This is a genomic window from Dietzia sp. SYD-A1 (assembly GCF_015356725.1).
GTDB lineage: Bacteria > Actinomycetota > Actinomycetes > Mycobacteriales > Mycobacteriaceae > Dietzia.
Window position 1 is genome coordinate 1 of record NZ_JADDKI010000280.1, and the last position, 12090, is coordinate 12090.

At 70.0% G+C, this 12090-nt stretch carries 13 protein-coding genes; all 13 read left to right on the forward strand.

Annotation, left to right across the window (positions count from 1 at the left end; translation table 11 throughout):
- Positions 1 to 1147 (forward strand): signal recognition particle-docking protein FtsY (gene ftsY / locus IY392_RS11845; protein ID WP_228549333.1); only part of this gene is annotated, 1147 nt, incomplete at its 5' end.
- 246 nt (positions 1148 to 1393) lie between these two features.
- Complete coding sequence (locus IY392_RS11850; protein WP_107758111.1) at positions 1394 to 2689, forward strand: ammonium transporter; 1296 nt, start codon at positions 1394 to 1396, stop codon at positions 2687 to 2689.
- A gap of 28 nt (positions 2690 to 2717) precedes the next feature.
- A complete protein-coding gene (locus IY392_RS11855) occupies positions 2718 to 3056 on the forward strand; it encodes a P-II family nitrogen regulator (RefSeq protein ID WP_017836986.1) in 339 nt (112 codons plus the stop codon).
- A 189-nt stretch (positions 3057 to 3245) separates the two neighbouring features.
- Positions 3246 to 5621 carry a [protein-PII] uridylyltransferase gene (locus IY392_RS11860; protein WP_107756650.1) on the forward strand — a complete coding sequence of 792 codons (2376 nt, stop codon included), beginning with the start codon at positions 3246 to 3248 and terminating at the stop codon, positions 5619 to 5621.
- Positions 5622 to 5685: 64 nt separating this feature from the next.
- Complete coding sequence (gene ffh, locus IY392_RS11865; protein WP_107756649.1) at positions 5686 to 7260, forward strand: signal recognition particle protein; 1575 nt, start codon at positions 5686 to 5688, stop codon at positions 7258 to 7260.
- Positions 7261 to 7506: 246 nt separating this feature from the next.
- Entirely contained in the window at positions 7507 to 8004 is a 498-nt protein-coding gene (gene rpsP, locus IY392_RS11870; protein WP_107756648.1) for a 30S ribosomal protein S16, read from the forward strand.
- Between the two features lie 5 nt (positions 8005 to 8009).
- Complete coding sequence (locus tag IY392_RS11875; protein WP_017836982.1) at positions 8010 to 8252, forward strand: RNA-binding protein; 243 nt, start codon at positions 8010 to 8012, stop codon at positions 8250 to 8252.
- Between the two features lie 34 nt (positions 8253 to 8286).
- The gene (gene rimM, locus IY392_RS11880; RefSeq protein WP_182612258.1) at positions 8287 to 8820 is read left to right on the forward strand and encodes a ribosome maturation factor RimM; all 534 of its coding nucleotides are present in this window, start codon (positions 8287 to 8289) and stop codon (positions 8818 to 8820) included.
- Between the two features lie 32 nt (positions 8821 to 8852).
- Positions 8853 to 9617, forward strand: a complete 765-nt coding sequence (trmD, locus tag IY392_RS11885) for a tRNA (guanosine(37)-N1)-methyltransferase TrmD (RefSeq protein ID WP_107758110.1) — start codon at positions 8853 to 8855, stop codon at positions 9615 to 9617.
- Positions 9618 to 9780: 163 nt separating this feature from the next.
- On the forward strand, positions 9781 to 10122 hold the full coding sequence (gene rplS / locus IY392_RS11890) for a 50S ribosomal protein L19 (RefSeq protein ID WP_017836979.1): 342 nt from the start codon (positions 9781 to 9783) through the stop codon (positions 10120 to 10122).
- Positions 10123 to 10184: 62 nt separating this feature from the next.
- Complete coding sequence (gene lepB / locus IY392_RS11895) at positions 10185 to 10979, forward strand: signal peptidase I (protein ID WP_194861331.1); 795 nt, start codon at positions 10185 to 10187, stop codon at positions 10977 to 10979.
- Entirely contained in the window at positions 10976 to 11653 is a 678-nt protein-coding gene (locus IY392_RS11900) for a ribonuclease HII (RefSeq protein WP_107756645.1), read from the forward strand. Before lepB ends, IY392_RS11900 begins: the two co-directional genes overlap by 4 nt.
- Positions 11650 to 11955 carry a DUF2469 domain-containing protein gene (locus IY392_RS11905; protein WP_007632861.1) on the forward strand — a complete coding sequence of 102 codons (306 nt, stop codon included), beginning with the start codon at positions 11650 to 11652 and terminating at the stop codon, positions 11953 to 11955. Before IY392_RS11900 ends, IY392_RS11905 begins: the two co-directional genes overlap by 4 nt.
- Positions 11956 to 12090: the final 135 nt, after the last annotated feature.

The window sequence follows — 12090 nt, forward strand, 5'->3', positions numbered from 1 at the left end:
GGTCGACACTCCGCGGTCGACCGACGCCCCCGGGCCCGCCGAGACCCCGGTCGTGCCCGAGCCGGACACACTGTCCGGTCCGAGCGAGGACACCGTCGTCGTCGAACCGGCGCCCGTCGAACCGGTCGTCGTCCCGCCGGAGGTCCCGGACGAGGAGGTCCCGGTCCCGACGACCGAGCTGATCACCGGTGCCCCCTCCCCCGTGGCCCCGGTCGAGCGCATCGACCCCTCCGAGGGGCGTCTCGACCGCCTCCGTGGTCGGCTGGCGCGCTCCCAGGGCGCCGTGGGACAGGGCCTGCTCGGCCTCCTGGGCGCCGGTGATCTCGACGAGGACGCGTGGGAGGAGATCGAGGACACCCTGATCATGGCGGACCTGGGCACCGCGGTCACCCAGCGCGTCATCGACCGCCTGCGCGGGGACATCGCGACCAGACAGGTCCGCACGGAGGCCGAGGTCCGGGACCTGCTGCGGCAGACCCTTATCGACAACCTGCATCCCGAATACGACCGTTCACTGCGTGCGCTGCCGAACGACGGCACACCCGCCGTGATCCTGGTGGTCGGGGTCAACGGCACCGGCAAGACCACCACCACCGGCAAGCTCGCCCGCGTCCTGGTCGCCGACGGACGCGACATCCTGCTCGGGGCCGCCGACACGTTCCGCGCCGCGGCCGCCGACCAGCTCCAGACGTGGGCCGAACGGGTGGGAGCGGAGGTCGTCCGCGGCAAGGAGGGCGCGGATCCCGCGTCCGTGGCGTTCGACGCCGTCGCCCGGGGAGTCGATACCGGGGTGGACGCGGTCCTGGTGGACACCGCCGGCCGCCTCCACACCAAGACCGGTCTCATGGACGAGCTCGGCAAGGTCAAGCGGGTCGTGGAGAAGAAGACCCCCGTCGACGAGGTGCTCCTGGTGATCGACGCGACGACCGGGCAGAACGGTCTCATGCAGGCGCGCGTGTTCAAGGACGTCGTCGACATCACCGGGGTGGTGCTGACCAAACTCGACGGCACCGCCAAGGGCGGCATCGTGTTCCAGGTCCAACACGAACTCGGCGTCCCGGTCAAGCTCGTCGGGCTGGGCGAGGGGGCCGACGACCTCGCGCCGTTCGCGCCCGAGGCGTTCGTCGACGCTCTTCTCGGCACCTGATCCGCGCGGGGCCCGGGGCGCGGCCGGGCCCGGGACACATGATCGGAACCACAGGGCGCGCCACGTTACAGCCCGGAAACATGACCGCGCACTCATCGAAACAGCGGAAAGGAATTCTTCTGACCCGAGGAGTGAGTGACCAACGCTCACCATGGAGACGAGGAGGACCTCACCGTGAGAGGTGACAGTGTCTTGTTGCTCGCCCAGGAGGCGACGACGGAGATCGATACGGGAGACACGGCCTGGATGCTCATGGCGGCATCCCTGGTCCTGCTCATGACGCCCGCACTGGCGATGTTCTACGGCGGGATGTCCCGCCAGAAGTCGGTGCTCAACATGATGATGATGTCGTTCAGCGCGATCGGGGTCGTCGGCATCGTCTACGTGCTGTGGGGCTGGTCGATGTCCTACGGCGAGCAGGACATCCTCGGGCTCTTCGCCAACCCCTTCGAGATGTTCGGTCTCGCCGGGGTGATCGGGGACGCCGAGAACTGGGTCATGTCCGCCTCGGGGGCCTACCCGCAGGTCGTCGACGTGGGATTCCAGGTCACCTTCGCCATCATCACCGTCGCCCTCATCTCGGGAGCCATCGCCGAGCGCGTGAAGTTCGGGACCTGGCTGGTCTTCGCCGCGGTGTGGGTGACGCTCGCCTACTTCCCCATGGCCCACATGGTCTGGGGTGGCGGCCTGCTCTCGCACTCGGAGAACAGCCTCGCCGCGATGATCTTCGGCACCGTCGACGACGGTGAGGGCGGCCTCGTCGCCGCCGTCGCCCCGGTCGACTTCGCCGGTGGCACCGTGGTCCACATCAACGCCGGTATGGCGGCGCTGGTCCTCGTCCTGCTCATCGGCAAGCGCTACGACTTCGGACGCACCGCCTTCCGTCCCCACAACCTCCCGCTGGTCATGCTCGGTGCCGGTCTCCTGTGGTTCGGTTGGTTCGGGTTCAACGCCGGTTCGGCGTTCGGTGCCAACGGGGCCGCCGGCCTCGCCTGGATCAACACCACCGTCGCGACGGCCGCCGCGATGCTCGGGTGGCTCCTCACCGAGCGGATCAGGGACGGCCACGCCACCAGCCTCGGTGCCGCCTCGGGCGTCGTCGCGGGCCTGGTCGCCATCACCCCGGCCGCAGGGTCGGTCCACCCCCTCGGCGCGATCGCCCTCGGTGCCGTGTCCGGTGCCCTGTGTGCCCTCGCCGTGGGGCTCAAGCACCGTTTCGGCTACGACGACTCGCTCGATGTCGTGGGTGTGCACCTGGTGGCGGGTCTCTGGGGCACCGTCGCCATCGGCCTCCTGGCCACCGGCACCTACGACACGGATGCCGGCGTGTTCTACTCGGCGGACGGGTGGAGGCTGCTCGTCGTCCAGATCGTGATCGCCGTGGCGGCACTCGTCTTCACGGCCATCATGACCGCGATCGCCTACGGGATCTGCCGCCCGCTCGGGTGGCGTATCAGCGAGACGGACGAGCAGTCCGGCATCGACGGCGCCGAGCACGCGGAGTCCGCGTACGAGGCCTCCACCAACGCGCTCATCCGTTGAGCCGACCACTGCGAAAGGAACCCCTGACATGAAGCTCGTCACCGCGATCGTCAAGCCGTTCACGCTCGATGACGTCAAGGCAGCACTCGAACAGGCGGGAATCCACGGACTGACCATCAGTGAGGTCCAGGGTTACGGCCGACAGAAGGGCCACACCGAGGTCTACCGCGGTGCGGAGTACGCCGTGGACTTCGTGCCCAAGATCCGGGTCGAGGTGGTCGTCGACGACGAGACCGCCGACACCGTGGTCCAGCTGATCGTGGACGCCGCGCGCACCGGCAAGATCGGCGACGGGAAGGTCTGGGTGACCCCCGTCGAGACGATCGTCCGGGTCCGGACCGGCGAGGCGGGCGACGCCGCGATCTGACCGAGGACACCACGAGGCGCGGTCGACCCCTGAGCCGGGGTCGACCGCGTTTCTCGATGACTCCGCCTGCCTCACCGGGCTTCTCGGGGTGCGTGCGGGGGCGTTCACGGAAGCGAAACACCGTAGCCGCCGCCAGGTGACACGGGCCCTACAGTCTGGAGACACACTAATGAAGGAAAGAGGGACGTCGTGAGCGTGACCGGGGACGGTGAGCGGGCAATGGCGCTGCGCGACGGGCGCGACCAGATCCTCTCCGCCACGTCGGCCGAACTCCCCGCCGCGGACCTGCGGGACGCCCTGTGCGAGCTGTACGAGATGGAGCTGGGGCGGCTCGCGGACGACGCGGGGATCGGCCCGGGATCCGGATTCGCCCTGGTCGCTTTCGGGGGACTGGGCCGACGCGAGGTGCTCCCGTACTCCGACCTCGACCTGGTGTTGGTGCACGAGAGGCGTCCCGACCGGGACGTCGGCGAACTCGCCGACGCCATGTGGTACCCGCTGTGGGACTCGGGCGTCGGCCTGGACCACAGCGTGCGGACCGTGGACCAGTGCCTCGCGGTGGCGGCCGCGGACGTGGCGGTGGGGCTGAGCCTGCTGGACGCCCGGGTCATCGCGGGCGACGCGGACCTCGGTGCCCTCGTGGTGGACGGCGCCCGGCGCCAGTGGCGCGACCAGATCGCCTCGCGGTTCGACGACCTCGTGGCCGCCGCGGTGGCCCGGCGTCAGCGTTCCGGCGTGATCGCCCACCGCAGCGAACCGGATCTCAAGAACGGCGTGGGGGGCCTGCGGGACTCGCAGCTGGTCACCGCCCTCGCGGTGGCTCACCTCAGCGACGGCCGGCCCGTGGTCCCCGGCGGGTTGACGGCCGCTCACCGGCTCGTCCTCGACGCACGGACCGAACTCCACCGGGTGAGCGGACGACCCAGGGAAGTGCTTCATGCGGAGTACGGCGACGAGGTGGGGCAGGCTCTCGGGCTGGGTGACCGGTTCGACCTCGCCCGCGCGCTGAGCAACGCCTCGCGGACCATCGCGTTCACCGCGGACCAGGCCATCCGTGGGTCGTGCGCGTCGCTGTCCTCGCGTGGGCTGACCGGTCTGCTGCGCAGGTCGCCGGTCCGCAGACCGCTCGACGACGGGGTGGTGGAGCACGCGGGGGAGGTGGCGCTCGCGAGGAACGCCCGCGTGGCCGAGGACCCGTGGCTCCCGTTACGTGTGGCCGCGGCGGCCGCGCGGTTCTCCCTGCCCGTGGCCGGCTCGACTCTCGGGGTACTGGTGGAACGCTCACCGGTCCCCGAGGGGCGGTGGCCCGCCGAGGCGCTGTCGGACCTGCTCGTCCTGCTGGGGTCCGGAGAGGGGCAGGTGCCGGTGATAGAGGCGCTCGACCGCAGTGGCCTGTGGGAGCGGATGCTCCCGGAATGGTCGGGCGTGCGCGACCTGCCGGCGAGGGACCGGGCCCACGTCTACACGGTCGACAGACACCTGGTGCAGACCGCGGTGGAGGCGTCCCGGTTGACCACCTCGGTGGCGCGCGCGGATCTGCTCCTGTTGTCGGCGCTCCTGCACGACCTGGGTAAGAGCCGCGAGGGCGACCACAGTGAGACGGGTGCCGAGATGGTCGGGCCGATCGTGCGACGCATGGGACTCGACCCTGCGGATGTCGACACCCTGGTCAGGATCGTCCGACATCACCTGCTGCTGGCGGTGACCGCGACCAGGCGTGATCCTTCGGACCCTGCGACGGCCGACTCGGTGCTGACCGCGCTCGAGCAGGACGCGACCGCCTTCGACGTTCTCGCCACCCTCACCGAGGCCGACTCGCTGGCCACCGGGCCCACGGTGTGGACCCCGGGAAGGGCCCGGGCACATTCGATGCTGGTCGACGCGTGTCGGGAGAGGGTGGGGTCGCAGCCCGGCGCCGTGGAGGCCCCGACCGTCGACGCCACCCGCCCGCACGGCCCCCCCGATGTGGTGGTGGAGATGCGCCCCGCGGGGTCGGGGACCACTCACGAGCTCACCCTCGTCGTGCCCGGCGCGGGGAAGTCTCTCGCCGTGACGGCAGAGGTGCTCGCCGCACACCGTCTGGAGATCGTCGACGGGGAGATCGACCTGCGGCCGCCCGGTGGGGTGCGGGCCAAGATGACGGTGTCCACCCGTTTCGGGGACCCCGTGGACCCGAAGGTGTTGCGCCAGGACCTGCGTCGGGCGGTCGATTCCGGGGTGGCGGCGTCCCTGCGGGCCGCGCTGGCACGCAACGCCTCCCGGATGATCGGCCCGCCACAGGCCAGGTCCTCGGTCCTGGTGAACCGGCGGACGGATGCCGAGGGGATCCTGCTCGAGGTCCGGGCGGAGGACAGGCCGGGGTTGTTCGCGAAGGTCATCGCGGCGATCCTGGGCAAGGGGGCGAGGATCGACTGGGTCGTGGTGCGGACGCGCGGTGCCGCGGTCGAGGACGTCTTCGCCTTGTCCGGCCCCGGAGCGGTCCTCAGTACGGCGACGGAGGTGGAGTCCCTGCTTCCCCGGCGTGATCCCGCGACGCCCGGCGTCGGGCGTGCCGATACCCTGTGATCAGTCGTCGTCGACGACGCCGGGGACACCACGCCCCCGGCCCGCGACCCAGGGAGCTGTAGCCGTGTTCGATTCCTTGTCCGATCGCCTGGCAGGTGCGCTCAAGGACCTGCGCGGAAAGGGGCGGCTCAGCGATGCCGACATCGACGCGACCGCGCGGGAGATCCGCCTCGCGCTGCTCGAGGCGGACGTCGCGCTACCCGTGGTGCGGACGTTCATCTCCCGCGTCAAGGAACGGGCCAAGGGCTCGGAGGTCTCCGAGGCCCTGAACCCGGCGCAGCAGGTCGTCAAGATCGTCGACGCGGAGCTCACAGCGATCCTCGGCGGTGAGGCCCGTCGGATCGAGTTCGCCAAGCAGCCGCCCACGGTGATCATGCTCGCCGGTCTGCAGGGAGCGGGAAAGACCACGCTCGCGGGCAAACTCGCGTACTGGCTCAAGGGCCAGGGTCACACGCCGCTCCTCGTGGCCTGCGACCTCCAGCGACCGGGTGCGGTCGATCAGCTCCGCATCGTCGGCGAGCGCGCCGGCGTGCAGGTGTTCGCCCCCCACCCCGGGACCTCGGTCGGGGGTGACGGGGAGGACGTCGGGGTCCAGGAGCCGGTGTCGGTGGCCCAGCGGGGCCTCGCCCACGCCCGCGCCAAGATGCACGACGTCGTGATCGTCGACACCGCGGGCCGGTTGGGTATCGACGAGGAGCTCATGGCCCAGGCCAGGGGGATCCGCGATGCGGTCCAGCCGGACGAGACCTTCTTCGTCCTCGACGCGATGATCGGCCAGGACGCCGTCGTCACGGCGGAGGCCTTCCGCGAGGGGGTCGGATTCACCGGCGTCGTCCTGACCAAGCTCGACGGTGACGCCCGTGGTGGCGCCGCGCTGAGCGTCCGCGAACTCACCGGCATGCCGATCATGTTCGCCTCGAACGGGGAGAAGCTGGAGGACTTCGATGTCTTCCACCCCGACCGCATGTCGAGCCGGATCCTCGGCATGGGCGATGTGCTCTCGCTCATCGAGCAGGCCGAGACGGTCTTCGACGCCAAAGACGCGGAGAAGACCGCGGCCAAGATCGGTTCGGGGGAGCTCACCCTCGAGGACTTCCTCGACCAGATGCTGATGATCCGCAAGATGGGCCCCATCGGCAATCTCCTGGGGATGCTGCCCGGGGGCAAGGACATGAAAGCGGCCGTCGGGGACATCGACGAGAAGTACCTGGACCGCATCCAGGCGATCATCCGGGGGATGACACCGGCGGAGCGGGCCGACCCCAAGATCATCAACGGATCCCGCCGCCAGCGCATCGCCAAGGGCTCCGGGGTCACGGTCACCGACGTCAACCAGTTGGTGGACCGGTTCTTCGAGGCCCGCAAGATGATGAGCCGCATGGCCGGCCAGATGGGCATGCCGGGAGCCGGGCGGAAGAACCAGCGCAAGGGCAAGAAGGGTAAGGGCAAGGGCCGCGGACCGACGCAGCCCAAGAACCGGGGGATGATGCCCGGTGGGATGCCGGGGATGCCGCCCGGGATGCCGGGGATGCCCCCCGGGGGCATGCCGGACCTCTCGAAGATGCCGCCCGGACTGGACACGCTGCCGCCGGGCCTCGAGGGGATCGACCTGAACGACCTCAAGTTCCCCAAGCGCTGAGGTCGGCGGGCGTCGACCGTATCCGGCGAGCGCCGACCCGGCTGCCGGTCGCACGCCGATTGGTACCCGCGGTACCGGGGCGTTTAGACTGGTGCGCTGGACGCCGTCACCGGTGGGTCCCTCCGTGTTCATCGCGGACGGTGCCCGCGCCGAGCGGCGGTCACCCGGAAGGCGAAACCGGGCCCCGCAACACGTGCGGGAGTCGCTGAATCGCCACGTGACCCGCAAGAGAAAGCGAGACGCCACATGGCCGTCAAGATCAAGCTCACCCGCCTCGGCAAGATCCGTAACCCGCAGTACCGGGTGGTCGTGGCCGACGCCCGCACCCGTCGCGACGGGCGCGCCATCGAGACGATCGGGCTCTACCGCCCCAAGGAGGAGCCGAGCTTCATCCAGATCGACTCCGAGCGTGCGCAGTACTGGCTGGGTGTCGGCGCGCAGCCGACCGAGGCCGTCGAGTCGCTGCTCAAGATCACCGGTGACTGGCAGAAGTTCAAGGGCATCGAGGGCGCCGAGGGCACCCTCCGCGTGGCCGAGGCGAAGCCCAGCAAGCTGGACCTGTTCAACAAGGCGCTCGAGGAGGCCCAGGGCGAGCCGTCCGCCGAGGCCATCACCACCAAGCGTAAGGCCGAGAAGGCGAAGAAGGCCGACGAGGCGAAGAAGGCCGAGGAGGCCGCGGCCCAGGCCACCGACGGTGAGTCCGCCGAGGCCGGGTCGGCCGACGCCGAGAACGCCGAGGCCTGAGTCCGATGGGTGACATGGTCGTCGACGCCGTCGACCATCTCGTCCGCGGTATCGTGTCGGATCCCGATGCGGTCTCGGTCAGGGCGAGCGGTGGTCGTCGCGGCACCGTGATCCGCGTGACCGTGTCGCCCGACGATCTCGGGCGCGTGATCGGCCGCGGCGGCCGTACCGCGTCCGCGATCCGGACGATCGTCTCCGCCGTCGGCGGGCCGGACGTCCGGGTCGACGTGGTCGACACCGATCGCTAGCCCCCTCGGACCCCACCCGCACCGGAAGGACGTCATGGAACTCGTCGTGGGTCGCGTCGTGAAGTCCCACGGGGTCCGCGGTGAGGTGGTGGTGGAGGTACGGACCGACTCGCCCCGCGAACGATTCGCGGTGGGAGCTCGACTGCTGGGCCGCACCGGCAAGGGGAGGACCGCCACCGATCGGGACGTCACCGTAGAAGCCGCCCGGGATCATTCCGGGCGGCTTCTCGTGCGTCTGGCCGGCGTCTCGGACCGGGATTCCGCCGACGCCTTGCGGGGAATGCTCCTGATCGTCGACTCCGAGTCCCTACCGGACACCGGGGACCCGGACGAATTCCACGACCACCAGCTGGTGGGCCTGACCGTGCTGGACACCGGCGGGACGCAGCTCGGCGAGGTCACCGAGGTCGTGCACACCCCGGGTGGGGAACTCCTCTCCGTGCGTCTGTCGAGCGGATCGGAGGCCCTGGTGCCCTTCGTGGCCCGGATCGTCCCCAGGGTGGACGTCGTCGCCGGTACCTGCGTGATCGACCCACCGGAGGGGCTACTCGACCTGGGGACCCCGTGACCGGACCCGACCATACGGTCACCGCCCCACGGATGCGGCTCGACGTCGTCACGGCGTTCCCGGACTATCTCTCGCCCCTCCGTCTGGCACTGCCCGGGCGGGCCATCGACCGCGGCATCCTGGACCTCCGGGTCCACGACCTGCGCAACTGGGCTCACGACGTGCACCGCTCGGTGGACGACACGCCGTTCGGTGGCGGACCCGGCATGGTCATGCGGCCGACTGTCTGGGGCGAGGCCCTCGACGAGGTGGTACCACCGTCCGCGGGCTCCGCCGCGACGCGGCCCCTGCTCATCGTGCCCACCCCGGCGGGACGACCGTTCACCCAGGCCGATGCCCACAGCTACGCACGACGCGATCACCTGATCTTCGCCTGCGGTCGATACGAGGGAATCGATCAGCGTGTGATCGATGAGGCCTCCACACGCATGGACGTGGAGGAGGTGAGCATCGGCGACTACGTCCTGATCGGGGGAGAGGTGGCCGTCCTGGTGGTGGCGGAGGCCGTCGTCCGACTCCTCCCCGGGGTGCTGGGCAACCAGCGCAGTCACGAGGAGGACTCCTTCTCCGACGGCCTCCTCGAGGGGCCGAGCTACACCCGGCCCGAGGTGTGGCGGGACCGGCCTGTCCCCGCGGTACTGAAGAGCGGTGACCACGCGCGGATCGCGCGGTGGCGGCGTGACGAGTCGCTCCGGCGCACGGCGCAACGTCGCCCCGACCTGCTCGACGGGGCTGCTCTGGGTCCCGCGGACCTGGAGACCCTGAGGTCCGTCGGCTGGCCCGAGCGCGCCGACTGATTTGGGGTCGGCCGACGGATAGTGGCACACTAGCGAGGTTGATCATCCGGGCGCACCCGTGCGTCCGCGGACGGTCGCGCTGCTCCGGGCACGAACCGGTTGACCCGCCTGACGGCGGGCGCCAGGGTCCTCTGTCCTCAATTCCTGACATCCGAGGAACACAATGAACACTCTCGACTTCATCGACAACAAGTCGCTCCGCGACGACATCCCGGCGTTCCGCCCCGGCGACACGCTCGACGTGCACGTCAAGGTCATCGAGGGCTCGAAGGAGCGCGTCCAGGTCTTCAAGGGCGTCGTGATCCGCCGTCAGGGTGGTGGCGTCCGCGAGACCTTCACCGTCCGCAAGGTCTCCTTCGGCGTCGGCGTCGAGCGCACCTTCCCGGTCCACTCGCCCACCATCGACCACATCGATGTCCTGACCCGCGGCGACGTCCGTCGGGCCAAGCTGTACTACCTCCGCAACCTCCGCGGCAAGGCCGCGAAGATCAAGGAGAAGCGCTGAGCATGTAGAGCGAGTCGGACTCGGCCGTTGTGTGTGGTGGCCGATCGACTACGCTCGTCCGGGTGAGCAGCACCGAATCACCTGGACAGCACCCCTCCGAGCCGGGCCCCCGAGAAGACGGGGACCCGGCTCGAGGCGTGGGTGGAGGCCGTCGCCAGGCGCGCGCCGCCGAGAAGAAGGGCCAGCCCTGGTACATCGAGATCCCCATGCTGGTGGTGATCGCGCTGGTACTGGTGTTCGTCTTCCAGACCTTCGTCGGGCGGGTCTACCAGATCCCCTCGGAGTCGATGGAGCCCACGCTGCACGGGTGTGCCGGCTGCACGGGTGACCGGATCTTCGTGGACAAGATCTCGTACCGGTTCGGCGATCCGCAGCCCGGGGACGTCGTGGTGTTCGAGGGTCCGAATTCCTGGAACCAGGGGTACCAGTCCATCCGGTCGGACAACCCGGTCATCCGGACACTGCAGGACATCGGCGGCGTCATCGGCGTCGTCCCGCCCGATCAGAACGACATGGTCAAGCGTGTCATCGCGGTGGGTGGTCAGACCGTGGGCGGGTGCTCGCCGGACGGGGGCCTCCTGGTGGACGGTGAGCCGCTGGACGAGCCGTACCTCAACGCGGACCCCTCGATCGACCGCAACCCGCTCAACTGCGCGTTCGGGCCGGTCACCGTTCCGGAGGGCAACTACTGGGTGATGGGTGACAACCGGAGCAACTCGGCGGACTCCCGGTACCACATGGGCGACGAGTTCCAGGGCTCCGTCCCCGAGGAGAACATCATCGGCAAGGTGCAGGCCATCATCCTCCCGTTCAACCGGATCGGGTCCGTCCCCTCACCGGACATCACCGCGGGGTGAGCCCGGTCCGACCGGGCCGGGTGAGGGTGACCCGGCGTGACGGACGGCTGGCTCTGGAGGCGGCCCTGGCGCGGCGGGGTCTCGGGCCGGTCGCCGGTGTGGACGAGGCCGGGCGCGGGTCGTGCGCGGGTCCACTGGTGGTGGCGGCGTGCGTGTTGGGTAGCCGTCTCACGGCGGATCTCGCTGATCTGGACGACTCCAAGAAGCTGTCTCCTGCGACCCGGGAGCGCCTCCACGACGCCGTGTTGCGCAGAGCCGTCGCGGCGTCCGTGGTCGTGATCGAACCCGACCGCATCGACGAGCGCGGGGTCCACCGGTGCAACCTCGAGGGAATGCGACGCGCGGTGGCCGCTCTCGATCCGCCGCCGGGCTTCGTCCTGACCGACGGGTTCGCCGTGGACGGGCTCGGGTGCCAGTCCACCGCGGTGATCGGGGGTGACGAGGTCGTCGCATCGATCGCCGCCGCGAGTGTCCTCGCAAAGGTGACCCGTGATCGGATTATGGTGGACCTCGACCCGAGGTACCCGGGCTACGGTTTCGCCGCCCACAAGGGGTACAGCACCCCGGGTCACGCCAGGGCGATCGAGCAGCTCGGTCCCAGCGACATCCACCGGATGTCGTACGCCAACGTCCGTCGCGCCGCCCAGGCGCATTCGAGGAGCAGCACTAGATGAGCGCCGAGGATCTGGAGAACTACGAGACCGAGATGGAGCTCTCGCTGTACCGCGAGTACCGCGACATCGTCGGTCAGTTCACCTACGTCGTCGAGACGGAGCGGCGCTTCTATCTCGCCAACGCGGTCGAGCTGATCCCGAGGTCCGCAGACGGCGAGGTCTACTTCGACGTCCGGATGTCCGACGCCTGGGTGTGGGACATGTACCGGCCTGCCCGTTTCGTCAAGTACGTCCGGGTGTTGACCTTCAAGGACGTCAACATCGAGGAGCTCGACAAGCCCGAACTCCGCCTCCCGGAGTAGTTCGCGACTCGCTCGTCCTCCACAGCCTCCCGCGCCTCCACAGGGCGCGCCCGGCCCGATCCGCGTCCAGCGGATCGGGCCGGTGTCGTGGTGCAGGCTGAGCCGCGGCGACCCGGACGGGCCGGGCCGCCGGGG

Coding starts and splice junctions, on each gene's coding strand:
- IY392_RS11850 (WP_107758111.1), top strand. CDS start 1,394: ATGCTCATGGCGGCATCCCTGGTCCTGCTCATGACGCCCGCACTGGCG.
- IY392_RS11855 (WP_017836986.1), top strand. CDS start 2,718: ATGAAGCTCGTCACCGCGATCGTCAAGCCGTTCACGCTCGATGACGTC.
- rpsP (WP_107756648.1), top strand. CDS start 7,507: ATGGCCGTCAAGATCAAGCTCACCCGCCTCGGCAAGATCCGTAACCCG.
- IY392_RS11875 (WP_017836982.1), top strand. CDS start 8,010: ATGGGTGACATGGTCGTCGACGCCGTCGACCATCTCGTCCGCGGTATC.
- rimM (WP_182612258.1), top strand. CDS start 8,287: ATGGAACTCGTCGTGGGTCGCGTCGTGAAGTCCCACGGGGTCCGCGGT.
- trmD (WP_107758110.1), top strand. CDS start 8,853: ATGCGGCTCGACGTCGTCACGGCGTTCCCGGACTATCTCTCGCCCCTC.
- rplS (WP_017836979.1), top strand. CDS start 9,781: ATGAACACTCTCGACTTCATCGACAACAAGTCGCTCCGCGACGACATC.
- IY392_RS11905 (WP_007632861.1), top strand. CDS start 11,650: ATGAGCGCCGAGGATCTGGAGAACTACGAGACCGAGATGGAGCTCTCG.